Below are 24,268 nucleotides of genomic sequence, written 5' to 3'. Positions count from 1 at the left end.
CCAGGGCTTCAACCCTGAAAGCGGATGCAAAGGTAAGGACTTTAAGGACACAAACCAAATAATTTTAAGAAAAAATTCGAAAAACAACGGTAATTTTATACTAAATTGACGCAGGTCAAGGAAAACAACGCAAAAACAAGACAAAAACACAAAAACAAACAAAAGAAAAGGAAATGAAAATGAAAAAGAAAGAAAAAGGGAAAAAGACAGAAAAAAGAAAGAAGGAGAGAAAAGAAGGACAGGCCAAAGAAAAAAACAGCAAAAAAAACAAGGAAGGAGAAAGAGAAAGAAAGAGAAAAACAAGAGAAGGAACAGAAGTCGGATACACAGGAATAGAGAAGGACAAAGCAAGTCCAGATACTAATTACACATATATAATATATAAAGAGACAATGGCTACAATCTTTTTTATAAATGAAATACAAGGCTGCCATAAACCACACGGTATACAATTTCTTGTAAACGGACAATATAAAAAAAGAGGGGCATACTGTAAAAAGCAAGCAAAAAAGTTTAGTGACTAACTTTTGAGACGCACCGCAATAATCAGATAAAAAAATGAGGGGCACTTCATTCAAAGTGCCCCATCCTCTTCTTTTTCACTTTTACGATTTTATACTCCAATAATATAAAATCACTGTTGTATTTAAAATACTAGATATTCAAAAATAATATAATAAGGTAATAACACCCGGTTATTTACGGTCACCCATTATTCTGAGAAGATGCAAGAACAGGTTTACGAAATCAAGATAAAGAGACAATGCACCTAAAAGTGCGATTTTCTGCGCTGTCTCACCTGTATCTCCAGCTTCCCAAAGCATTTTCTTTATTTTTTGAGTGTCATAGGCTGTCAATCCAACAAAGACGAGGACACCGACATAGCTAACTATCAGTTCCAATCCTGTACTCTTCAAGAATATATTTACCACGGAAGCGATTATAATACCTATCAATGCCATGAAAAGGAATTTTCCCATTGAAGACAAATCAGTCTTCGTTGTATATCCAATAAAAGCCATAACGGCAAAAGTACCCGCCGTAATAAAGAATACACTTGATATGGACGACATGGTATACAATGCGAATATGAGTGACAACGTGGCTCCGTTGATCACCGAATAGATAACAAACATCAAGGTTGCCACAGTGAGCGACAGCCTGTTGATCGCAGCGCTTAGTCCTATCACAAGAGCCAATTCAGCAATGATAAGACCAAAAAACAGCATCTTGTTCGTTGCTATCTCTATCAGCATTCCCGGGCTGTTGGCTATGCCATAAGCTGTAAACCCTGTTATCACAAGAGCCAAGGCCATCCATGTGTACACTTTTCTCATCAGTGCCGGAAATGCTGCCGACATTTCCAATTCACGCTCCCTAACGAGCTGTTCTGTTTCAAAACTGTTGTAATTCATTTTCTTTCGTTTATTTAAATTTGACATTCCATATTTCTCCGTACCACGATACTGCAACCGAACGGCAACATAACGGTCGCCGGCTGCATACCCGCATCATGATCGCTTTGCAAAGATATCTATTATTTTCCCGATTGGCATCAACATCGGTCATAAAAAAAATAAAAACAGTACATCAACCATTACCCAAAATAAGTAAGAGAACCACTATACGCCACCTAATCACACTTCTTTTTCTCCGAAACAACGGTATAAGAATATGACCCGAAAAGAGTTTGTCTTCTCGCAACCAATATCACACGATAAATCTTCCGTCCCCAAATATTGTACAAACGCGGATCATCTATCAATACCGGTTCTACAACCGGGCTGAAAATATCCTTATCATACATCAACAATGCTTTTATACCCTTTATATCAACAGTTACGATTCCCGGCTCCGAGATATCGACCATGCCCCATGTTAGAAATACAACACGATTGGGACTACACGCTTTCGACAAAGAGAAACGGTCGTTAATCTGCAACGAGCCATCCGACAAACGATACGAGCGAGTCCATATCTTCACATTCGCTTCCCGTGGATACGCTTCCGCAATATTGACAGAAAAACACATATTCACCGAATCAAACACTGTATCTTTCGCCCTATAACTCCTACCAACACCCTGGGAAACACCATTAATCACAGGAATATTATGATACTCGCTTCGCATTGTCCATATCGAATAGCGTTCGGAACTAAATGTTTTTCGCGTGTACGTCCCTACTCCGGCATCCAAAAAGACCGGTATGCTGTTAATATAAAGAGCGAAAGAACCCACATCATTATGATTATGGCTCTCGCCGTTATAACCACCTTTGGCTGCCACGAAAAATCCCGCATTGTTGGCCATATAACAAATCTCCGTTTTCGGATACCACGTGTATGGCGGTTTTTCCGGCGGTTCGTCTGTCCCTGTCAGTTCATTCCGGTAGAGCAACGTTTGCAACAAGCGGAAAATATCTCCTTGCGGTACTTCTCTTTTGGCCGGCAATCCTTTGAGATATGACGCGAAATGCATCATTTCCCGGCTTTTGACAGCTTTTCCATAACGGAAAATCATATCCACGTCAATATGGCCTATCGCTGTGGAGTCGGCAAAACTCACCAGCCATCCATCTCCGACATACGACCGCACCATATATTCACCCATATTCCGAAGTATGTGGCTATCGAATATAGATACGGCTCCGGCCGTTCCATCGTAAAGCAGCTGAAGATAGTCATAAAGTTTCCCGGCCGCGTATTCCCAGTAAAACGTACCCTCTTCGCATGCTCCGTCATCAAAATTATAATTGATAAAATGATCCATGGAAACCATGGTACGACAAACTGCTTCGGCCAACCTGTCACGGTCGGTCTCTATAAGAAAGAAACACTGCAATACATAAAAGTTATTCCACGGAGTCCAGTTATTTATATGTTCTGTAGGTATCGGGGTAAATGCCATCCATCTGAAACGGTCTGTGCCCATGTATGTGTCAAGGATCCTTGTCCTCAGCTCATAAAGAAGCCTGTTGGATATCATTGGATTAACTTTATCGAAAGAGGGGCTCAAATAATAATAAATCCATGCCAACAACGAGGCAAGACCTCCGCTTCCCATCTCGATTATATGTTCCTTATGACTTGGCAGATATCCACCGTCCTTCTGATTCCACAGATGAGCCGACAACGCCCAAGTAGTCATCTCGCAACAATAAAACACACCATTTATTATCTGGTCTATAAAGCGGCCGCCACCTTCCGCCATCTCAGCCAAAAACAAGTATTCCAAAGCCGTTCTGTTCTCCCCATACGGTATTTCCATAACAGCCTGGTCGCCGCTTCTTCCGAATTCCATATAATCGGTGGCCTTTATTACTTTCCATTCATAGCCCAGACAATCCTCACCCTTACGTATATAGTCATCTTTATAATCACCAAGAAAATCGTCCCAACCGGCACGGTCCTTGTAAGCAGGATAAGGAACCCACTTTTGATTCATTACCAATGAAGCCCTGACTTTCTTGAAATCAGCCGCATTTTTCAGTAAGTCACGCCTTTCATACGGATAAGGCCGCACGCCAATCACGTCAGAGACCAATAAATACAGCCTTATACCTGTGACTTTAGCCATCCACCGATACACTATTTTGAGTATGCCCTTGATTTTCATTACCATAGAATACAAAAACCGCCATCACATATCCGGTAATCAACGGAATATCAAACAGAAATCCGTCTGACTATTCTTGCCGGGTTTCCGGCTATCACGCAATACCCTTCGGGAAAACTTTTCGTCACCACAGATCCTGCCCCGACAACCGTAACAGGACCCAATGTCACGCCCGGCAGAATCACGCTGTTCATCCCTATCCAGCATCTTTCGCCTATGCTCACCGGCTTTGCCTCTGAGTGCCTGTCAAGATTTAGCAAATCATGATTAGCCGTTATTATCCCTACATTCTGTGCTATGTATGTCCCTTTTCCAACGCTGATAGCCCCGATAGCCTGGAAATAGGTACCCGACATCTGGAAATTATTGATATCATCCACATGAAAAGATATATTATCGGGATTGACAACTTTCTGAAACCGTGCCACCGGCCACCATGCCCCGGAGTTTGCCCCAAACAGTTTCTGGTGTAAAAGCCCTTTCGTGGCCCACTCCCACCCTAAGGACGATAACCCACTGAACCACACCGACTTATACAAACAGGGGGGGGTAAAACATCCTTGCTACCGTATTGCCGATGGCATAATATAGAGCCTTTCGGATATACAATACGGGATTCTTTATGCAACGACTGATTTTCATTGTGCCATTTATCTATAATTACTAAAACATAAAACCTCTCAAAAAATTACGCGGCCATCCTGTCAGATCCTACTCGATCTACCGCTGCGTCTGATGTATACACTGTATCTTTCCGTGCCATACATTAGCATGGTTATCGTGACGTCCTGTCACTTACATGCCGCTCCGAAGCAGGTGCCGGCTCCTCTAACACACCGGACACGCACTCCTGCATGCAAAGTTATCCATTATTTTTCAGACCGCCGCCAATTCTTTTTCATAAAAACAATAAAAGGCCGGCATCTGCCGGTCCACAGATATGCCTGATAACTTTAGTTAACAGTAATCCACGATGCAATCGAGGCATTTTTTGTAATTTTGCAGAAACCTGCCACAGCAACGGAATTTCCGGTCACATACGATATCGGTTTCCGGCATAGCCGACAAAACATTCGCCATAGGAAACAAATCCGCCCTCGGGCAGGAAAGACCAAACGATTAGCAACATAGTAAACAACCGCAAGCATGCAAGAAAAAATCACACTTCGCCCAGGCCGCAAGGAAGATGCGCCCGTGATAGCCGAACTCATCGTAATGGCAATGACAGACGAGTGTTGCCGCCACTTCTACGGAGAAAACCATACGGCCGAAGACTTCATGAGACTAATCACAGACCTGGCTGCCGGCAGCGACACACAATACAGCTATGAGAACACAATATGTGCCATGACAGACGACGGGCAGATAGCGGGTATCAGCGTGAGCTATGACGGCGGCAGGCTTTATGAACTTCGGCAGGCATTCATCAACGGAGCGAAAACCGCTTTCGGCATAGACCACAGCAGCATGAAGCCCGAGACCCAGGCCGGCGAACTTTACCTCGACTCACTCGCCGTATACCCCAGATTCCGGGGCATGGGCATCGCCAAGATGCTCATCGAGGCCACAGCCGAAAAGGCACGTTCGATGGGCTGCGGCCCTCTCGGACTGCTTGTAGACGAGGGCAACCCGAAAGCCGGGTGTCTGTATGAGTCCGTGGGGTTCAGGTTTGTAAACAACAGCGACTGGGGAGGGCACCACATGCGGCACTTACAGATGGGCAAATAGATGATTACGAATTTTATTTACAACTACCCTCTCATATTTCGTTTATTTTTGAAAAAAAGTCAGGAGGTCGAAAATTCCTAAGTTTTGAGCATTTTATAAGACACTGCCTGTCACCTACTTGTATTTTATTGACAAAACAACGGCATGCAACGGGATACTCGTTGCACACCGTTTGATTGCATTTCACCAAGCGACGGGATGCCCGTTGGCTCGCAATAAGCCGCTAAATGCGCCATAACGAGCGTCCCGTTGGAAAACAATCAGCCAAAAATCCGTTTTACGGCACTTTCAAACCTCACTCAAACGATTTTTCAGCACAAAAATCGGAACGCTTTTTTTTCAGAATTATCATTACATCACCATCAAAATGCCGACCCGAAAAAAAACACTTAGAAACTTCATTTTCAAACCGTCGGTTTCATTTTATCGAAAATAATGAATACCTTTGCATAAATCAAGCGGCATCTCAGCAATTTAAAACAAGTTTTATTGCGCTCGATTTGCATTGATTTTGCATAAATCAAGCGGCATACCGGCAATAAACAATTGAAAACAAATCAAAATACAATAGATATGAAAAGTAAACTGTTTTGCACCATCACCGCCATACTAATGGCTGTAACATCGGTGGCACAGACCATCACGGCACACCCGTGGCAAGGCAAGCGGGTGGCCTATTTCGGCGATTCCATCACCGACCCGCGCAACAAAGCGTCTGTCAAGAAATACTGGTCTTACCTGCAAGAGTGGCTCGGCATAAATCCTTATGTGTACGGAGTTAGCGGCCGGCAATGGAACGACATTCCACGACAGGCAGAGAAACTGAGAGCCGAACATGGCAACGACTTCGACGCCATACTGATATTCATAGGTACAAACGACTACAATGCCGGCGTGCCTATCGGAGAATGGTTCACGGAAAAAGACGAGCAGGTGATGGCGGGAATACACGAGCCGAAACACATGGTAGACCGCAAGCGCAGGTATCCCGCAATGGACAAAGGCACATATCGTGGCAGGATAAACATTGCACTCGACACACTGAAACGCATGTTTCCAACCAAGCAGATCGTAATCATCACCCCGATACACCGTGCCGGCTTCTACGCCAACGACAAGAACTGGCAACCCACAGAAGATTACACCAACAAGTGCGGAGAATACATATCGGCATACGTTGACGCCTCCAAAGAAGCCGCAAATATCTGGGCAGTGCCCGTGATAGACCTCAACGCCTCCTGCGGCCTGTATCCGCTGATAGATGAGCACGCACAGTATTTCAACAAGGCAGACACCGACCGCCTGCACCCTAACGACAAGGGACACGAGCGCATGGCACGCACACTGGCATATCAGCTGCTCACGCTTCCTTGCTGCTTCTGACAGCGCCCCGGGCACGTCGAAACCATACCGGCATTTTCCTCATAATGTGTGGAAAATGCCTTTTATATGTCCGAAAGAAAACTATACTGTAACAAAAAGTTTCCTTAAAAACATTGTAATACAACATTTTTTTGTATTTTTGTACGCCTAAATATATTTTATCCATTTCTATCCGACAATGAAATATTTATCATACGCCCTACCGGCACTCTTTTATATCCTTTGTCTCACTTCATGCTTCAAAGACGAACCGCTCAACGCGGAATGCGACATCGAAACGGCATGGATACACGCTGACAATCCGGAAGATATGTTTTTCAGCCTCAGCGACAGCCTGATCAACGTTAAGTCAGACATTACGGAAATTGTGTTTGAAGTGAAATCAGGCACCGACCTCACGGCTCTTGCCCCGATGTTTGCCGTCACAGAAGGTGCCACTATAACACCTGCAAGCGGCTCGGTACACGATTTCAGCAATGGCGGAAAAGTGGAATATACCGTGAGATCGCAAGACGGGGAATGGAGCAGGAAGTACACCGTGAGTTTCCGAACAGTGAAACGCACCAAGGAAGACATCGTGAAGTTCGACTTCGAGAACTTCAGGAAAAACCGCACGGGCAAATACTACGAATGGAGCGACATCAACGAAGACGGAACCAACTTGAACAACTGGGCCACAGGAAACCCCGGATTCATGATAGCCATGGGATCGGCGCCGGCCGAAAACTATCCAACCACACCGATAGCAGACGGGGGGCTCGACGGAGCTGCCGTCAGGCTGGTGACGAGAAGCACCGGAGCATGGGGAGCGACAGTGGGCAAGAGAATAGCCGCCGGCAACCTGTTTCTCGGTGAGTTCGACTTCAAATACGTGCTGACAGAGACTCTGAAAGCAACAAGGTTCGGTGTTCGCTTCGACAAAAAACCGGTTAAATTCACCGGTTACTACAAGTATGCGCCCGGTGACAAGTTCCAGGACCAATACGGAAAGATTATAGACGGGCGAACTGACCGTGCAGCCATATACTCCGTGCTCTACCGCAACCACGACGACGCAGGCAATCCCGTGGTGCTGTATGGGGACAACATCATGTCGAGCGAGCTGATTGTCGCGATAGCAAGAATAGAATATGTTGAGCCTGCAAGCGGATGGACCATGTTCGAGGTCGACTTCAACTACGTGAAGGAACTCGACGAAGAACTGCTGTCCAACTACGGATACAATCTTGCCGTGGTTTTCTCGTCGAGCGACGAGGGTGACCACTTCGAGGGAGCCATAGGCAGCGAGCTTATGATAGACAAGGTGAGAATTACATGCACGATAACGGAATAGGAAACAATGAAAAGACTCTTTACGATAATGGCGATGGCTGTCGCCACACTGACCGCATGGTGCGGCGGACTGACCGACAGCCTGTGCTACAACGCACGGCTGGGATACAACATCGGCGGAACGGCCCCTATAGGCATGCCCGCCACGATACGAAGCCTCAACGAGTATAAAATGAAATCGAACCTGTCGTTCGGCATCGATGTACATAAAAACCTGAAAGGCCGATGGGGAGTCATGGCCGGCCTTCATCTCGAAAACAAGGGTATGGAGACAGACGCCACAGTGAAAAACTACCACATGACGATAGTGAAAGGCGGACAACCGCTCGAAGGATACTTCACCGGCAACAACTGCGTGAGAGTGGACGAATGGCTGCTGACCGTACCGGTGACGGCCACATACGACGCGGCCAAGAACGTGAGAATAAAACTCGGGCCATACGTGTCTTATGTGATGACGAAGAAGTTTGACGGGTATGTGTACGACGGGTATCTGCGCCAGAACACCCCAACCGGCCCCAAAATAGGCATAGGCAACACCGACAGCACCCGCGGAACATTTGATTTTTCCGATGAGATGCGCCGCTTCCAGTTCGGCATAGACGCAGGCGTAGACTGGTATTTCAGCAAGCGATGGGGAGCGTATGCCGACATAGCGTGGGGACTGACCGGCATACACAACAGCGATTTCAAGACCATAGAGCAGACGCTCTACCCCATATTCGGAACTCTCGGACTGACATACAAATTGAAATAAGATGAGAAACACGAGTACTTATATTCATTAACAAAACAAAAAGAAAGGAACATTATGAGAAAATTGTTTACCCTGTTCACCGCAGCCTGCATATCCGCAGCGGCAACGGCCACCGACTTCAACGGCAGACTGATGGTACTAATCAACGGAAGCGCATCTCCGAGCCAGGAGGCCAACATATCCGTGAACAGGCAGGATGACGGCAAATACACGCTTGAATTGAAAAACTTCATGCTCGGCACGGGAGCCGACGCAATGGGCATCGGAAACATCAAAATCACGGATACCGAAGCTACTGTCAACGCCAGCGGCACGACAAACCTGAAGACGACACAGACAATCACCATCACGGAGGGCGACGCTTCCGGCGTGATGATGTGGATGGGCCCGATGCTCGGTGAGATACCCGTAAGCATAGACGCCGACGTGGATGGCGAAAAGACACTCGCAGCCACCATCGACATTCCGTTCGTATCGATGAACATGCAGATAAAGGTGCTCTTCGACAGCAGGGCTTACCATATCGGCAACTCCGACTTCGAGAGTTTCCACACCGCCAAACTGTATTCGCCCCTCGAAGACGGCAGCGACTGGAACTATGAGGCAGGCCCAATGGCTACAAGCGACGAACCGGACCACTGGCACTCATTCATGAGCGCATCGGGAATAAAATCCCTTATCTACTTGGCGGGATACACTCCGCACACTTTCACATGCGACACGGTACGCCCCGGAAGCACAGGAACAAAGAGCGTACTGCTGACTTCGGCAGACATGGGATTTTTCGGTGTGGCCAACGGCACGATAACCACAGGCCGCATCAACACCGGAAGCATCAGCGCCGCAGACCTTGTGAACCACTCATGGAGCTCGCTCGACTCCATTGGAACCGACGATAAGGGCGACCCGTTCTACTCATTGATGGCCGGGCGGCCCGACAGTCTGACACTGTGGGTAAAGTTCAAGCAACTTGTTCCGCAGGAGACATACCCCTATGCCACTGTAAAAGCGGTGATTACGGACGGCAAATACTATCAGGATCCTGAAGACAAGGAGTACGACAATGTCATAGCCAAAGCCGTAAACAACACCATCGAAAGCAATAACTTCGAGTGGCAGAGACTCAGCATACCTTTCATATATACAGATAACGGAAAGGAAGGAAAGGTGATCCACGTGACTATATCCACCAATGCGGAACCGGGAAAGGGCAGCACCGACTCCCTGATAATAGACGATCTGAGCATATTGTACAACTGCGAGCTGACCGGTCTTAAAGTCAAGGGACAGGGCATAGACCTCGGTAAAGGCGTATACGATGCCGAAACAAACGCCACACTGATTATGGCAGACGGCTTTACAGGCAATGACATCACCGCGGCAGACATCGAGACAGCGACGAACGGAAAAGGAGCCAAGGTGATCTACAACGTAGCATACTCGGATACCGACACCTACGTGACGATAACCGTGGTGAGCAACGACCTGAACTCATACAATACTTACAACGTGGTTTTACCCGGAACGGTGACAGGAATAGAGTGCATCGACAATCCGGAGGCATCCGACACCGTAAAGGCCATATACAACATGAAAGGCCAGAAAGTGAGCAAGATGAAGAGCGGAGAGGTATATGTGACCAGATATACCAACGGAAAGACCGTCAAGAGTATAATGAAATAATACCGGAAAGAGTATTAACTGGAAATTAAATCCTCCAAACCGACATCATATCTCGGTTTGGAGGATTTAATTTTAACATCTGAAAGAAGTTTATTTAAACATAAGAAAAGGTTTATCTAAAACTCATTGTCATCGCTTCCGGCTATATTGAAAATCATGTCATCAACTGCCGAAGCTGTTTAGCAAGCCTATCACCGTGTTTATTTCATTCTCCGTGAGCACCTGATTGCAAGGTATGCTCAGTTCCTCACTGTGTATACGCTCCGTTATCGGCAGTGACATATCGGCCATCTGCCTGTAACAACCTTGCTTATGGGGGGGCACGGGATAATGGATTACCGTCTGCACACCATTATCATAGAGGTATTTCCGCAACTCGTCGCGCCGATTGCAAAGTACTGGAAATATGTGAAAGACATTGTCGGAACAGTAGTCTTCCGTCGGAATGGTTATAAACGGATTACGCACATTGTCAATATACAATGCGGCAAGTCGGCGGCGGCATTCATTATCAATGTCAAGATAAGCCAGTTTGACATCAAGCACGGCAGCCTGTATCTCATCGAGACGACTGTTTCGACCCTCGTACGGGAAGATATACTTTCTTGAGGAACCGTAATTGGCCAGCGTTCTCACCATTTCGGCAAGCTCGCTGTCGTCTGTTGTCACGGCTCCTCCGTCGCCGAGGGCACCCAAGTTCTTCCCCGGATAGAAACTATGGGCGGCAGCGCTACCGAGCGAACCGGTGCGGCGAGGACTATCCAGAACTTCATTTCCACATCCCGCCACTTTTTTCTCACACCATCCGGAAACGTCTGCTCCGCCGAATGTGCAACCGTGGGCCTGCGCATTGTCTTCAATAAGCTTGAGATTATGCCGCCTGCATATATCTCCTATCGCATCCGTATAAGCGCATTTACCGTAAAGATGCACTATCATCACGGCCCGCGTGCGGTCTGTCAAGGCGCGTTCTATCAGCGAGTCGTCTATCTGGAACGTTTCGATCCTCGGTTCCACGAGCACCGGCACAAGACGGTTGGCGGTTATTGCAAGAATGGTAGCAATGTAAGTATTGGCCGGAACAATGACCTCGTCACCCTCATTCATCACTCCAAGCTCTATATAGGCCCGAAGAATGAGTGTCAAAGCATCGAGACCGTTGGCGCATCCTATGCAATGCGCCGTACCGATATAGCGGGAATAATCTGTCTCGAAAGCCGCATTAGCGTCTCCTTGCAGATACCATCCGCTGTCTACGACACGGCGTACAGCGTCATTAATCTCTCCGGCATGCCGCTCCGTGACCTTTTTCAGTTCGAGATATTTTATCATTACCGTTATATTTCAAATGAGAATTTAAGGGAACTGCGGCATCCTATACCTTCCTTAAAAGAACAAAGGCCGTAATTAGGGACACCGTTTTCCGTGGAAGGGCCTATGTCGATAATCCTGACACCATGGCCTCTATAATATTCAAAAATGCGGAACGCAAGATAATTCATCGGCCGCAGACGCGAATACTCACGCAAATCCCCCCAATAAATCACCTGGCATATATCATCGGTGACATGGAATATCTGGGCGGCGGCGATATCGTTGCCTTCATGTTCAAGTAGAAAGAAATCGGCATCCACGACTTTTATCGTATTGACAACATCATCGTGAGACATCCGCAACGGATAGCCATGTTCCTCTCTGTTTCGCCTTATCACACAATATGCCCGATCGACACCCTCAACATCGCCGCTGTCTATATGCCGGAATACAAAATCTTCTTTCATGGCCTGGCGCAGTTTGTTCTTCGCTGTGCGCTCCAAAGACATTCCGTAATTGTCAAAGTCGGAAATGAGAAAATGGTAATTGACATCCATGGAACATATTCTCCCGAAACGGTGCAGGGCGTTTGTCATCACGGAGAGTTGCCGTTCGTCATAAAATACCGGAGGCAATGTCATCACTACCGGCCTTGACATGCCATCGCCATAATCTTTCAATAAAGCGACCGCTTCGTCCACAAACTCGAAACATTGCTGCCTGTTGGTAGTAAAACCTCCGAACGGAGCTGAAAAAGGAGAAAGCAGCCGGCCGTTCCGCTCACCGAGAACAAGGCCGAAACGCACTTTTGAATTTTCAAATAACAGATAATGGAGGCTGTCGGCCTTTTCTCTGTTCAACTCAGAGAAACCGACCGTATTGTAAATATGCGGATATCGCATAAAGAACTCTTTATACTCCGCCGCAGAAGTCTCTGTTATTCGCATCCCTTACGACTTTTATCCACACCCATAAACCTTTCGCGACCATCAATCAAGCCTTTCATCATCACCTGTTACGACTTGCGATAAACTCGTCGTAGTCGCGAATATAGTCTTCTTCCTCAAACAGCTCGGACGCAAGGACAAGACAAACTGCACCCGAAGAAAAATCGTCAAGCGTGCGCCAGATACCGGTATCAACATAAAGCCCCTGATAAGGATGGTTCAAATGAAAAGTGACACGCTCTTCTCCATCGTCAAGAGTTACATCGAAAGAACCGCTTACAGCTATTATCAACTCCTTACATAACTTGTGGGCATGGCCTCCCCTGCTCTCACCCGCCGGTATATCATACGTCCAATAAACACGTTTTATGTCAAAAGGCACGTTTCTTATGCCGTCGGCCACTGTCAGATTACCCCGCGGATCAATAATCTTGGGCAGTTCGATTATCCTTCCCTTGGATGGATTCATATTTGATATCGAGTATATTTAAAGATATGGACATGCGGCACGGGCATCTACTCCGGAGTTCATTATCCCCGCCACTTAATCATACACGCAAAGGACACTACCCGCCACCGGCTCGTGCCGCATGTCCGTCACCCTATGAATTACTTTATAATTGTATCGGCAAGGCGCTTGGCTTTATCGCGCAAAGCGTCAATATCGGCATCAACCTCACCGTAACAGAGCACCACTCCCATACGGCGATTGACGTGCTGGTCGGGCTTTCCGAATATGCGTATGCGCGTATGATCTTCCTTCAATGCGTCAACGAAATTGTATTCAGGCTCATAGCCGGCATCTTCCTTTGCCAGAACCACGGCGCTCGCACCGGCATGTTCGAGATGAATGCCTGCGATCGGCAGTCCCATAACGGCACGGAAGTGCAATTCGAATTCGCTGAGATTGGTGGTATGACCGAGTGTTACCATACCCGTATCATGCGGGCGGGGAGACAACTCGCTGAAAATAACACCCTGTTCACGACTGTAAAAGAATTCAACACCCCATATACCGGCACCTGTGAGTGCCTTTGTAACCTTGTCGGCCATCTGCTGAGCGTCTTTCAACGCCTTGTCATCAATGGCATACGGCTGCCAGCTCTCACGGTAATCACCACCTTTCTGTATATGACCTATAGGCGGACAGAACAGCGTAGGGCCGTCTTTCTGGGTCACTGTGAGAAGAGTGAACTCACTGTCGAAATGTATGAACTCCTCTATTATCACTTCTTTCACGTCTCCGCGACTGCCTTCCATAGCCTCATTGAAAGCTTTTTCAAGCTCGTCGGCACTCTTGACAGTGCTCTGTCCGTGACCTGAAGACGACATCAGAGGTTTAATTACACACGGGAAACCGATTTCCTTGCTTGCCTCTTTCAACTCATCGAAAGTCTTGGCATAGAAATACTTGGCCGTGCGCAGTCCCAGTTCCTTGGCGGCGAGATCGCGGATAGCCTTACGGTTCATCGTGTAATTCACCGCACGGGCACTCGGTGTCACCTGTATGCCCTGCTTTTCGAAGTCAAAAAGACGCTCAGTACGTATAGCCTCTATTTCCGGCACGATAATATCAGGCTGATGCTTCTCTACCACCGCGGCCAAAGCATCGCCGTCGAGCATGCTGAATATTTCCCTCTCGTCCGCAACCTGCATTGCCGGTGCGTTATCATAACGGTCGCAAGCAATGACATACTGACCCGCGCGCTTTGCCGCAATGACGAATTCCTTGCCCAATTCGCCTGAGCCTAATAATAATATTTTCTTCATATTGTTTGTTGTATCATTTGCCATTCCGGCGTTATCGCTAATTTTCTGACGCACCCGTCTATAGTCTCCATCATCTCTTCGGGAGTCACCCCACGGCTTGCCGCTATCTCATCAAGGGCTATCCGCTCTATGCCGAACAACCCGTAATAGCCGGTCACGGCATGTTCGTCTTCCGGTGTGAGCAGGTGCATTATATGCTCCATGGCATGAACAATATCGCCACTCACGCTCTCGGGTGTATATGAGAGCCTTACGAGAAACGAATGCAGCCCTTTGCTTATATTATCTGCCGGCATACATGCTCTCGTAATACTTCTCGTACTCTCCGCTTGTGATATTATCCATCCATTCCTGGTTGTCGAGATACCAGCGTACGGTCTTCTCTATACCCTCCTCAAACTGCAAACTCGGTTCCCATCCAAGCTCGTTTTTAAGTTTGGTGGAATCTATAGCATAGCGCATATCATGCCCCTGGCGGTCTGTCACGTATGTGATAAGATCGAGATCCTCACCTTCTTTGCGTCCGAGCAAACGGTCGACGGTGTTTATCACAACCTTTATTATATCTATGTTCTTCCACTCGTTGAAGCCTCCGATATTGTATGTGTCGGCTATCTTGCCGTTGTGGAATATCACATCGATGGCTCTCGCGTGGTCTACCACATACAGCCAGTCGCGCACGTTCTCGCCCTTGCCGTATACTGGCAGCGGCTTGCGGTGGCGTATATTGTTGATAAAGAGCGGGATTAATTTTTCCGGGAACTGATACGGACCGTAATTGTTCGAGCAGTTCGTCACTATCGTAGGCATTCCGTAGGTATCATGGAACGCACGCACAAAATGATCGCTCGATGCTTTCGACGCCGAATAAGGCGAATGGGGATTGTATTTGGTATACTCGTGAAAGAACTCATCGCCATATACCTCATGAGCGGATATTTCAGACGGTTTGCCTTCCGGATGAGTAAGTTCCAACGCTCCGTAAACCTCATCTGTAGAGATGTGGTAGAACTTCTTGCCCTCATATCTCTCGGGCAGCGACTCCCAGTATGTCTTGGCAGCTTGAAGTAGCGACAGAGTACCCATCACATTGGTTCTGGCGAATGTGAACGGATCTTTGATACTCCTGTCAACATGGCTCTCGGCGGCAAGGTGTATTATCCCGTCCACACGGTGCGTCTTCATCAGATCGAGCATGAAGTCAAAATCACAGATATCCGCTTTCACGAACCTGTAGTTAGGCTTGCCTTCTATATCTCTCAAATTGGCCAGATTACCGGCATACGTGAGTTTATCCACATTGATGATATCATAATCCGGATATTTGTTCACAAACAGGCGGACTACATGGCTGCCTATAAATCCGGCTCCTCCGGTGATTATTATTGTCTTCATACTCTGTTATTTTTGGTTGATATGTCTTTTGTTGTTATCTATCACAGTTCCGCCTTCCGGTGGTCTCCTAATGTAATAACTTCACAATCAGTGAATTTATTGCCCTCTATTGTAAGTCTTATCACCGTCCGTTCCTTGTGCCACCCTTGCAGACCTGCCGCACCGGGATTTATGTGCAACAAATTCAGCGTCTTGTCATATTTCACTTTCAATATATGAGAATGGCCGCTTATAAACAGTTGAGGGGGCGAGGCGTATATCATGCTTCTTATCGAGCAATCGTAATTGCCGGGATACCCTCCGATATGTTTCATCAGCACATCCACGTCCTCACATTTCCAACGTAGGGTCTCACGGTACATCAGCCGCAGGTCACCTCCGTCACAGTTACCGCATACGGCTCTGAGCGGACGAAAGGCGGCCAGTTTTTCCGCCACTTCGAGCGAACCTATATCGCCCGCATGCCATATCTCGTCGCATGGGTCGAAGTATTTCAGGTAGCGGTCGTCCCAGTAAGAATGCGTATCGCTGATTATTCCTATTCTCTTCATCGCTTCATGCGTTTATTCACTAATGAATCATCGTGCGGAAACTCCAAGCTCCGTAGCCAAAGCATGCTCTATGAAACGGGATATATAATCCACCGTGCCGGACATGCCGAGAACGCTCGAATTCACACACAGGTCGTAACTCTCGCTGTGCCCCCACTTCTTCCCTGTATAGTAATTATAGTAAGATGCCCTCTCGCTGTCTCCTTTCGATATTCGCTTGCGTGCCTCGGCCTCATCCAGTCCGTCACGTCCGCAGATGCGGTTTATGCGGTCTTCGGTATTTGCCGTGACAAATATATTCACGACATCTGTACGGTCACGCAGCACATAGTCTGCACACCGACCTACAAACACGCATGCCCCGGATTCGGCCGCCTTGCGTATGGCATCGCTCTGAAACTTGAAGAGACTCTCCTGCGACAGGTTGTTATTATAGAAGTTTCCGTCGCTCATATGCGGAACGTGCAGATGAAATATTGTCTTGAAAAAGTTTTTGTTCTCATCGTTACGTTCGAAAAACTCCTCGCAGAATCCGCTTTCCTTTGCCGCCAGATTGAGCAGTTCCCTATCATAGAAGCGACAGTTGAAACGCTCCGCCAGACGGGAAGCTATAGTGCGTCCGCCGCTGCCGAGTTGCCGTCCTACATTTATTATCATAGTGTTTGATTTTCGTTTTTCATTTTATTCATGTATCTCACCATAAACCACAGCGTGACCAGCGCCGACAGAGTATCTGATATGGGCATGGACATCCATACACCGTTCACCCCGAACTCCAACGGAAGTAGCAGAAGCAACGGAAACAGAAAGAGCATCTGGCGGGACATTGAAAGAAATATGCTGGTCTTTGCCATACCGATACTCACAAAGAAGTTGGTCACCACCATCTGATAGCCAACAATCGGGAACGTAGCCATTATAATGCGCAGACCGTGCGCCGCCAGACCTATCAGCTGCTCATCGGGGGTAAACATCCTGGCACATAACTCAGGAATAAACTCGGCCACGAGAAAACCGGATGTCGTGACCACTGTGGCTGCCAGCATCGATAGCTTCAATGTCTTCATCAGCCGGGCCGTGTTGCGCGCTCCATAGTTATATCCGGCTATCGGCTGCATGCCTTGGTTAATTCCCATCACCACCATAACAAAGACAAACGCAGTTCTGTTAGCTATACCGTAAGCACCCACCGTCAGGTCACCGCCATATTGGAGCAGTCCCTTATTGATGAATATCACCACGATACATGCACACACATTCATCAGAAATGGTGACATACCTATGCCTATTATGTTTCTGACTATCGCTTTCCTCAACCTGTATGTCCCCTTGCATAGGTGCAGAAGCTGGCTCCTGTCGGCAAACAGCCATATCTGCCACGTAAGAGCTATCATCTGCGACAGTATCGTGGCGTATGCCGCTCCGCTTATACCCAAACCGAGAGTATATATGAACAGCGGGTCGAGCATGGTGTTCATAATAACGGTGAACATCGTGGCATACATCGCATGACGTGGTTTTCCAGCTGCGCGCAGCACGGCATTCATACCGAAATACATGTGCGAGAACACGTTTCCGAGCAGTATTATCACCATATAGTCGCGTGCGTAAGGTATTGTCTGGTCGCTCGCGCCGAAGAAATACAGTATAGGATCGAGAAACAGTAGCGACACGATACTGAAAAGCACTCCGATTATCAGGTTGAGCGTAATCGTGTTACCCAGAATGTTCTGTGCCGTGGAATAGTCGCGCTGACCCAGTTTCACGGATATGCATGTAGACGCTCCCACACCCACCGCCGCACCAAATGCCGCCGAAAGGTTCATGAACGGGAACGTGAGCGCAAGCCCCGATATGGCCATCGGCCCCACTCCCTGCCCTATGAAGATACTGTCTACCATGTTATAGAGCGACGACGCTGTCATGGCGATAATAGCCGGCATGGCATACTGCATGAGCAGACGTCCCACCGGCTTGGTTCCTAATTCCAATGTCGACTGTTTATTATCTGACATATTTATCTTAGTAAATGATGTGCAAAGTTAGCACAAAAAAGCGAGAATATGAAAAAGAAAAGAAGAGAAAGAGGATTTTTTGAAAAGATGGACAAAGGAAAGACCGGGAATTGAAGAAAATACATGAAAAGTTAAAGAAATAAGAGGGAGTTATGGCAAGACTCGCCAGCCGGAAGGTTAAATGACAATCGCTTTTGCCAATGAGCCTTGCACATTCTGAGACACGCCCTAAACAAATAAAAAAAACATGAAACAACTTTTTGTCATCCGCCATAAACAAAACAAGAAGTTCTCCGGTTAATATACGCAGATGCTATATACCGAAGAACTTTTACCTGCATTTGACATGTCGGATATGCTTTATCTGTTTCCGGAAAACAGCAAGGTTATCTTTGGAAAAATCTTTCGTGCCACCATAAGTACGACAATACACATAAACGCCGTCAGAAAAGGGGCAAAAAGATAAACTATACCATTTTCAATCCCGGTATTCCCAGGAATTATTTTGTGGAGTATCCGGGTAATCAAAACCAAGGGCATTCCTATCAGAGGTAAGCCGACACCATGAAAAGCGTAGATAAAAAAGCAACAAGACACCAAGAATTTGTTTGGCCTGACATCATAATTGCTTATACACCATGAAGCCAAATAAAAAGCTGTAAAAACTCCACTGGACACAAACAGCGGGTAAACATTTTGTCCAATTACCGTATTGGTGCCATCATAAATAGTCGTGACAACTAAAAGACATGCACATACTGGGATTAACAGATATTTGTATTTGTTAGCGAATGTGACAATATTGAGTCTGTTCAAAGCAAAATACGCTCCCATTGAGAAATAAAAGAATGCCGTAATATGAAAACCTGGCAAAAGAGTCCACACCCTTGAAATATATGCGGCAAACAAGAAAAGGACAAAAGAAAGTCTGAGCTTCTTTATCGCATAATAAATCAATGGCGCAAGAACGGTTACCACTATCAGATCCCGAAGAAACCAAAGAGGCAAATCGTATGGTCCTGTCATCCTCAGATTATCTCCGAGCCAGTTTGTTTGCGTCGTTCCCCACTCCCGACAATCGTAAAAAATGTGCCAACTCTTTTCTTGTATCATGGAAAGCACATCACCAATATTGTCAGAACTGACTAAAGCAAGAGAAAGTTTTCCCAATACCGCCAAAACAAACGGCACAAGATTCCACAATATATAAGGGATAAACAAAGTTTTTGTCCTGCTCTTTACCTTTCTTTTATATGCGTCCCACGATAATTTTGGAATGTTATAAAAGAAAAGAAATCCGGAGATCAGAAAAAAATCGGTACCGCTATATGTGTCAGCACATGTGAAAAGACTATCCCAATCACATTGTAAATACCGCGACCTGACAATAACTCGAAATCAGCTTCCAACAAATTGATTACATTCGGATTCATGTGTATAAAGATAACCATTATCGTTAATGGAAATCTGAGAAGGTCGATCGTGTTCGATTGCAACTGTGAAGCGTCCGAAAGCGACGCTTTTTGGTTAGATAACGTGACGTTTTTATTCATGGTTAATATTGCTTTCCGCATTTATCTATCAATCACGTCACCGCATAAAAAAGGCACAGGCCTTCTTATGCGTTCGTCGAGGTTGCGTCGGAATGAGACCTCTCTATCCTTATAAGAGTACCTATGCCGGATGAGGCAAAGGCAATGACTCCTATTTCAAGGATAGAAAGGCAAATCCGACCAATGGATTCGCCCACCACTATTTGTTTGTTCTTATCTCAATCTGATTAGTTTCCGACGCTATTCAGACGAACGCAAATAATAGTCAATGCTTTATGTAAAATATCTGCGCTATGCGCTAATTGTTTTCTGTTTCTTACTAAAATAAATTATTCAATACCCAACCGCCATAATACGATGCGGATACTGTGTTGTCATACATTAAAAAGTGCCGTCAATATTATTACGGACATAAAGGCAACACATTCATCACTGTGGATAAAAGAAGTTACCGGCGCAAAGATACAATTTTTCCAACAAATAGTAGAAACACTCACAAACTTTTACACTAATCTTGATTTACTTCTTTCATTTATCTGTAACCGCACCCTGATTGCAGTAAAATTGCAGTAAAATTTGCCATCCCCTTCATCGTCAATTTTGTGGAGCTGAAATCAGACAGGTTTCCACACACGTAACCCTCACCTGACACAATTATAGAAACAACGATGAAATAAACAACAAGCACAAAATACCGATGCGCACCTGCAAGTGCGCCTCTTTTATATCAAACCTCTACACATTTCCGGATTTATTTGGATTTTAGCGGAAATTGCAGTAAGTTTGCACCATAAACGATATGGGAACAAGAACAGGCATATATATAATCGCAATATTCATGGCGTGCTTCTGCCATGCGGCCGGACACGGGCGGAACACATTCGGAGACAAACCGGTGCGCAACAAGCGCGCCGGCACATGCACACAGGAAACAAACGTGCTATCCACTGAGGACAGCGGCAAGACAACACACAAGCCGGCGGATACCGGTGATACGAAAGAAAAGAAAAAGAAAGCGGTAAAGAGACAATACATATACAGGTTTACGCTGAAAGACAAAAGCGGCAACCCATACTCTCTGAGCCGTCCGGAAGAGTTTCTTTCACGCAAATCTATTGAGCGCAGGCGGAGACAAAAGCTCCCGACAGACTCCACCGACATGCCCGTCAGTACGAAATATATAGAAATGCTGAGCGTGGAAAGGGTGAAAATAATCGGTACAAGCCGCTGGCACAACACCGTTCTACTGAGCACCTCAGACACAACCACCGTACAACGACTTGCCCGAATGAACTTCGTGAGAAAATGCGAGAAAGTCTATCAGTCGCCAGACAGCATCGAGAAAGAAGTATACGACAAAGATTACCATGACTGCTTCAACCCATGGGACACTGTAGCCACCTCACGCTACGGGGGTGCGGAGAGCCAGATCGCGATGCTCAACGGCTCTGCGCTGCATGAGGCCGGCTACGAGGGACAGGGCGTGACAATCGCCGTACTCGACGGCGGATTCAGGAATGCAGACCGAATTCCGGCTTTCGAAAACATAAACATTATCGGAGCGAAGGATTTCATCAGCGAGAACACTGACGACATATACCGCAAAGCCGACCACGGGACAAAGGTCCTGTCGGCGATGGGAGTGAACGCGCCATACGTCTACACCGGCACGGCACCACAAGCCGGCTACTGGCTGCTGCGATGCGAGGACATACAGACCGAGCAACCGGTGGAAGAGGACTACTGGACTATGGCGGCCGAGTTTGCCGATTCCGTCGGAGCGGACATAATAAACAGCAGTCTGGGCTACACACAGTTCGACCGTCACCTCGGCGACCACAGATACAGAGACATGGACGGGCACACCGCATTCATATCGCAATCAGCGTCCATGCTTGCCGACAAAGGCATGATACTCATCACGAGCGCCGGAAACAGCGGCATGGGTCCTTGGAAAAAAATCGTTTTTCCGGCCGATGCGGAAAACATCATCACCGTGGGAGCGGTGACACCGAAAGGCATGAATGCCCCTTTCTGCGGTGTAGGGCCTACGCAAGACGGAAGGATAAAGCCCGATGTGATGGCACAAGGGAGTCCGGCGGCCGTAATATCGGGCCGCGGCACAATCAACAGAGACATGGGAACTTCTTTTTCCACACCGGTGGTGTGCGGCCTCACGGCCTGCCTGTGGCAGGCTTTGCCGGGCAAGACGGCAAAAGAAATAATGGACCTTGTACGCCGTTCGGCCGACAACACCGATCATCCCGACAACATATTCGGCTACGGCATACCTGATTTCGGTCGGGCTTACGACATGGGAAGAGACGGTTTGCCACAGCAATGACACATAAACAGCATACCTTATGACACATTACAGTATCACTGACAGACGACCGATGACACTGCTCGAACTGAACACCATGCTGCGTTCGGCCATCGAAACGGGCATGCCGGACGAGTATTGGGTAGAGGCGGAACTGTCGGAAGCAAGAGAATCGCGAGGCCACTGCTACATGGAACTCGTGGAAAAAGACGGTGCCGGCAACACTCCGATAGCACGCGCACAGGCCAAATGCTGGCAGAACACGTGGTCGCTGCTCCGTCCATACTTCGAGCGCACCACCGGACATCGGCTCCGCCCCGGCATGAAAGTGATGCTTAAAGTATATGCACGCTATCATGAGGCATACGGCTTCTCATGGATTGTGACAGACATCGACCCTACATACACCATCGGCGACATGGCACGCAAGCGGCAGATGATTATCGACAGCCTGAAAGCCGCCGGAGTGTTCGACCTTAACAAAGAACTGGCTCTCCCCATGTTCACGCAACGTATAGCCGTAATATCGAGCGAGACGGCTGCCGGATACGGTGATTTCCGCAACCAGCTCACCGACAACGAATATGGTTTCGCGTTCTCGGTAACGCTCTTTCCCGCCATAATGCAAGGCGAACGGGTGGAGAAAAGCATCATCGCCGCCCTCGACTTGATAAACGGTCGGGACGAGGATTTCGACTGCGTGGTAATCATCCGGGGCGGCGGAGCGACAAGTGACATGTCGGGGTTCGACTCGCTCGCACTCGCGGAAAACGTCGCCAACTTCCCCCTTCCGGTGATAACGGGCATAGGGCACGACAGGGACGAAAGCGTGACAGACATGGTTGCACACACCAGCGTGAAGACACCGACAGCCGCCGCCGCAATGCTCATCGGCATTTTGAAAGCCACGGCAGACACCATCGACAGTTATGGGGAGCGCATAGCAAGGGCCACAAGCAACCGGATGGAAACCGAACACATACGCATCGGACGACTGGCGGAACGCATTCCGGCTCTATTCTCAATGACAAAGACAAAACGTGAGGCGTTTCTTGACATGCTCTGGATGCGGATACGCTCTGCACCGAGACACATACTGACCGCCGAGACACACCGGGTCTCAATGTTGGCACAGCGCGCGCAGGCTCTCGACCCTACCCTGCTGCTCAAGCGCGGCTACAGCATCACCCTTCATAACGGACGTGCCGTAAGAGACGCCAATAAGTTGAAACCTGGTGACGAGATAGAGACAAAATTTGAAAAAGGAAGTGTGAAAGCGGTAGTGAAGTAATTTTCACGAAAAAAAGGAAGTGGAATTGAGAAGTTAAAGAAGTATTTTTGGGAAGTTAAAGAAGTTAATGAAGTTAGGGGAAGTTAAAGAAGTTAATGAAGTTAGGGGAAGTTAAAGGAAGTATGCTTTGTTATATGTATTTTGAAATGAGCATATGCCTAAGTAATAATGATTATTCTATAAATAATCTGCGACCGACACGTCTGCGCAATCAGGCACACTGTCGGTATTGTCCTTTAACTTCCCCTAACTTCATTAACTTCTTTAACTTCCCAAAAATACTTCTTCAACTTCCCAATTCCACTTCCTTATCTTCCAAAATCATCATTAAATCATAATCAACAAACAATATCCAATGAAAAAAGCGATAAAATACGAAGAAGCGGTGAAAGAGCTCGAAGAGATTGTAAGGCAAATGGAAAGCGACAGGCTCGACATCGACGTTATGTCAGACAGACTTAAAAGAGCGCAGGAACTGATTACAATCTGTAAGAGCAAACTTAAAAAGACCGATGAGGAAATAAGAAAAATACTCGATAAAGAGTAGTTTTGTTACAACAGAGGTCAATTTATACGACATTTTATTGTCAGTGTCCTATATTTTAACTAC

The 24,268-nt window shown here is 47.1% G+C and carries 22 protein-coding genes; 9 read left to right on the top strand and 13 right to left on the bottom strand.

Annotation, left to right across the window (positions count from 1 at the left end; all coding sequences use genetic code 11):
- Positions 1–179 precede the first annotated feature (179 nt).
- Positions 180–524: a hypothetical protein gene (locus HPS53_RS10980; RefSeq protein ID WP_172206224.1), complete on the top strand. Its 345-nt coding sequence runs from the start codon at positions 180–182 to the stop codon at positions 522–524.
- 171 nt (positions 525–695) lie between these two features.
- Here the strand turns inward: HPS53_RS10980 and HPS53_RS10975 are convergent, their stop codons facing one another.
- The 3 genes from HPS53_RS10975 to HPS53_RS10965 form a co-directional block, all read right to left on the bottom strand.
- On the bottom strand, positions 696–1,415 hold the full coding sequence (locus HPS53_RS10975; protein ID WP_104370143.1) for a Bax inhibitor-1/YccA family protein: 720 nt from the start codon (positions 1,413–1,415) through the stop codon (positions 696–698).
- Positions 1,416–1,633: 218 nt separating this feature from the next.
- Positions 1,634–3,577: a heparinase II/III family protein gene (locus tag HPS53_RS10970; RefSeq protein WP_172206240.1), complete on the bottom strand. Its 1,944-nt coding sequence runs from the start codon at positions 3,575–3,577 to the stop codon at positions 1,634–1,636.
- 89 nt (positions 3,578–3,666) lie between these two features.
- On the bottom strand, positions 3,667–4,155 hold the full coding sequence (locus tag HPS53_RS10965; RefSeq protein ID WP_172206222.1) for a DapH/DapD/GlmU-related protein: 489 nt from the start codon (positions 4,153–4,155) through the stop codon (positions 3,667–3,669).
- Positions 4,156–4,762: 607 nt separating this feature from the next.
- On the opposite strand from HPS53_RS10965, the gene HPS53_RS10960 reads away from it, so the two are divergent.
- The 5 genes from HPS53_RS10960 (at position 4,763) to HPS53_RS10940 (ending at position 10,499) form a co-directional block, all read left to right on the top strand.
- Positions 4,763–5,344, top strand: a complete 582-nt coding sequence (locus HPS53_RS10960; RefSeq protein ID WP_172206220.1) for a GNAT family N-acetyltransferase — start codon at positions 4,763–4,765, stop codon at positions 5,342–5,344.
- 573 nt (positions 5,345–5,917) lie between these two features.
- A complete protein-coding gene (locus tag HPS53_RS10955) occupies positions 5,918–6,727 on the top strand; it encodes an SGNH/GDSL hydrolase family protein (protein ID WP_172206218.1) in 810 nt (269 codons plus the stop codon).
- A 178-nt stretch (positions 6,728–6,905) separates the two neighbouring features.
- A complete protein-coding gene (locus HPS53_RS10950) occupies positions 6,906–8,060 on the top strand; it encodes a PCMD domain-containing protein (protein WP_172206216.1) in 1,155 nt (384 codons plus the stop codon).
- Between the two features lie 6 nt (positions 8,061–8,066).
- Complete coding sequence (locus HPS53_RS10945; RefSeq protein ID WP_104370146.1) at positions 8,067–8,816, top strand: porin family protein; 750 nt, start codon at positions 8,067–8,069, stop codon at positions 8,814–8,816.
- Between the two features lie 54 nt (positions 8,817–8,870).
- Positions 8,871–10,499 carry a calycin-like domain-containing protein gene (locus tag HPS53_RS10940; protein WP_172206214.1) on the top strand — a complete coding sequence of 543 codons (1,629 nt, stop codon included), beginning with the start codon at positions 8,871–8,873 and terminating at the stop codon, positions 10,497–10,499.
- Between the two features lie 162 nt (positions 10,500–10,661).
- On the opposite strand, the gene HPS53_RS10935 is transcribed toward HPS53_RS10940, so the two are convergent.
- The 10 genes from HPS53_RS10935 to HPS53_RS10890 form a co-directional block, all read right to left on the bottom strand.
- Complete coding sequence (locus tag HPS53_RS10935; RefSeq protein WP_172206212.1) at positions 10,662–11,831, bottom strand: DegT/DnrJ/EryC1/StrS aminotransferase family protein; 1,170 nt, start codon at positions 11,829–11,831, stop codon at positions 10,662–10,664.
- Positions 11,832–11,836: 5 nt separating this feature from the next.
- A complete protein-coding gene (locus HPS53_RS10930) occupies positions 11,837–12,760 on the bottom strand; it encodes a GNAT family N-acetyltransferase (protein ID WP_172206210.1) in 924 nt (307 codons plus the stop codon).
- A 61-nt stretch (positions 12,761–12,821) separates the two neighbouring features.
- On the bottom strand, positions 12,822–13,229 hold the full coding sequence (locus HPS53_RS10925) for an FdtA/QdtA family cupin domain-containing protein (protein WP_104370150.1): 408 nt from the start codon (positions 13,227–13,229) through the stop codon (positions 12,822–12,824).
- 140 nt (positions 13,230–13,369) lie between these two features.
- Positions 13,370–14,530, bottom strand: coding sequence for a formate-dependent phosphoribosylglycinamide formyltransferase (purT, locus tag HPS53_RS10920; RefSeq protein ID WP_104370151.1), 1,161 nt, complete (start codon positions 14,528–14,530; stop codon positions 13,370–13,372).
- Positions 14,527–14,826, bottom strand: a complete 300-nt coding sequence (locus HPS53_RS10915) for a hypothetical protein (RefSeq protein ID WP_172206206.1) — start codon at positions 14,824–14,826, stop codon at positions 14,527–14,529. Before HPS53_RS10915 ends, purT begins: the two co-directional genes overlap by 4 nt.
- Positions 14,813–15,925, bottom strand: coding sequence for a dTDP-glucose 4,6-dehydratase (locus tag HPS53_RS10910; protein WP_172206204.1), 1,113 nt, complete (start codon positions 15,923–15,925; stop codon positions 14,813–14,815). Before HPS53_RS10910 ends, HPS53_RS10915 begins: the two co-directional genes overlap by 14 nt.
- A 41-nt stretch (positions 15,926–15,966) precedes the next feature.
- Positions 15,967–16,476 (bottom strand): metallophosphoesterase, encoded by a 510-nt coding sequence (locus tag HPS53_RS10905; protein WP_104370154.1) that lies wholly within the window; start codon positions 16,474–16,476, stop codon positions 15,967–15,969.
- Positions 16,477–16,503: 27 nt separating this feature from the next.
- The gene (locus HPS53_RS10900; protein ID WP_172206202.1) at positions 16,504–17,133 is read right to left on the bottom strand and encodes an AAA family ATPase; all 630 of its coding nucleotides are present in this window, start codon (positions 17,131–17,133) and stop codon (positions 16,504–16,506) included.
- On the bottom strand, positions 17,130–18,491 hold the full coding sequence (locus tag HPS53_RS10895; protein ID WP_172206201.1) for an MATE family efflux transporter: 1,362 nt from the start codon (positions 18,489–18,491) through the stop codon (positions 17,130–17,132). Before HPS53_RS10895 ends, HPS53_RS10900 begins: the two co-directional genes overlap by 4 nt.
- 360 nt (positions 18,492–18,851) lie before the next feature.
- Positions 18,852–19,796 (bottom strand): acyltransferase family protein, encoded by a 945-nt coding sequence (locus HPS53_RS10890; protein WP_371741847.1) that lies wholly within the window; start codon positions 19,794–19,796, stop codon positions 18,852–18,854.
- Positions 19,797–20,843: 1,047 nt separating this feature from the next.
- Between HPS53_RS10890 and HPS53_RS10885 the strand changes: the two genes are divergently transcribed.
- The 3 genes from HPS53_RS10885 (at position 20,844) to xseB (ending at position 24,205) form a co-directional block, all read left to right on the top strand.
- Complete coding sequence (locus tag HPS53_RS10885; protein WP_253942885.1) at positions 20,844–22,388, top strand: S8 family serine peptidase; 1,545 nt, start codon at positions 20,844–20,846, stop codon at positions 22,386–22,388.
- A gap of 19 nt (positions 22,389–22,407) precedes the next feature.
- The gene (gene xseA, locus HPS53_RS10880; protein ID WP_172206200.1) at positions 22,408–23,658 is read left to right on the top strand and encodes an exodeoxyribonuclease VII large subunit; all 1,251 of its coding nucleotides are present in this window, start codon (positions 22,408–22,410) and stop codon (positions 23,656–23,658) included.
- A gap of 355 nt (positions 23,659–24,013) precedes the next feature.
- Positions 24,014–24,205, top strand: a complete 192-nt coding sequence (xseB, locus tag HPS53_RS10875; RefSeq protein WP_172206199.1) for an exodeoxyribonuclease VII small subunit — start codon at positions 24,014–24,016, stop codon at positions 24,203–24,205.
- The last annotated feature ends 63 nt before the right edge of the window (positions 24,206–24,268 follow it).

The organism is Prevotella sp. PTAC (assembly GCF_013166535.1).
Classification (GTDB): Bacteria; Bacteroidota; Bacteroidia; order Bacteroidales; family Bacteroidaceae; genus Prevotella.
Note: the sequence above shows the minus strand (reverse complement) of the source record. Positions and strands in the feature narration are given on the sequence as shown.

Bases quoted from the DNA above. Each gene is read 5' to 3' on its own strand.
- HPS53_RS10980 (WP_172206224.1), top strand. From the start codon at position 180: ATGAAAAAGAAAGAAAAAGGGAAAAAGACAGAAAAAAGAAAGAAGGAG.
- HPS53_RS10975 (WP_104370143.1), bottom strand. From the start codon at position 1,415: ATGAATTACAACAGTTTTGAAACAGAACAGCTCGTTAGGGAGCGTGAA.
- HPS53_RS10970 (WP_172206240.1), bottom strand. From the start codon at position 3,577: ATGGCTAAAGTCACAGGTATAAGGCTGTATTTATTGGTCTCTGACGTG.
- HPS53_RS10960 (WP_172206220.1), top strand. From the start codon at position 4,763: ATGCAAGAAAAAATCACACTTCGCCCAGGCCGCAAGGAAGATGCGCCC.
- HPS53_RS10955 (WP_172206218.1), top strand. From the start codon at position 5,918: ATGAAAAGTAAACTGTTTTGCACCATCACCGCCATACTAATGGCTGTA.
- HPS53_RS10950 (WP_172206216.1), top strand. From the start codon at position 6,906: ATGAAATATTTATCATACGCCCTACCGGCACTCTTTTATATCCTTTGT.
- HPS53_RS10945 (WP_104370146.1), top strand. From the start codon at position 8,067: ATGAAAAGACTCTTTACGATAATGGCGATGGCTGTCGCCACACTGACC.
- HPS53_RS10940 (WP_172206214.1), top strand. From the start codon at position 8,871: ATGAGAAAATTGTTTACCCTGTTCACCGCAGCCTGCATATCCGCAGCG.
- HPS53_RS10935 (WP_172206212.1), bottom strand. From the start codon at position 11,831: ATGATAAAATATCTCGAACTGAAAAAGGTCACGGAGCGGCATGCCGGA.
- HPS53_RS10930 (WP_172206210.1), bottom strand. From the start codon at position 12,760: ATGCGAATAACAGAGACTTCTGCGGCGGAGTATAAAGAGTTCTTTATG.
- HPS53_RS10925 (WP_104370150.1), bottom strand. From the start codon at position 13,229: ATGAATCCATCCAAGGGAAGGATAATCGAACTGCCCAAGATTATTGAT.
- purT (WP_104370151.1), bottom strand. From the start codon at position 14,530: ATGAAGAAAATATTATTATTAGGCTCAGGCGAATTGGGCAAGGAATTC.
- HPS53_RS10915 (WP_172206206.1), bottom strand. From the start codon at position 14,826: ATGCCGGCAGATAATATAAGCAAAGGGCTGCATTCGTTTCTCGTAAGG.
- HPS53_RS10910 (WP_172206204.1), bottom strand. From the start codon at position 15,925: ATGAAGACAATAATAATCACCGGAGGAGCCGGATTTATAGGCAGCCAT.
- HPS53_RS10905 (WP_104370154.1), bottom strand. From the start codon at position 16,476: ATGAAGAGAATAGGAATAATCAGCGATACGCATTCTTACTGGGACGAC.
- HPS53_RS10900 (WP_172206202.1), bottom strand. From the start codon at position 17,133: ATGATAATAAATGTAGGACGGCAACTCGGCAGCGGCGGACGCACTATA.
- HPS53_RS10895 (WP_172206201.1), bottom strand. From the start codon at position 18,491: ATGTCAGATAATAAACAGTCGACATTGGAATTAGGAACCAAGCCGGTG.
- HPS53_RS10885 (WP_253942885.1), top strand. From the start codon at position 20,844: ATGGGAACAAGAACAGGCATATATATAATCGCAATATTCATGGCGTGC.
- xseA (WP_172206200.1), top strand. From the start codon at position 22,408: ATGACACATTACAGTATCACTGACAGACGACCGATGACACTGCTCGAA.
- xseB (WP_172206199.1), top strand. From the start codon at position 24,014: ATGAAAAAAGCGATAAAATACGAAGAAGCGGTGAAAGAGCTCGAAGAG.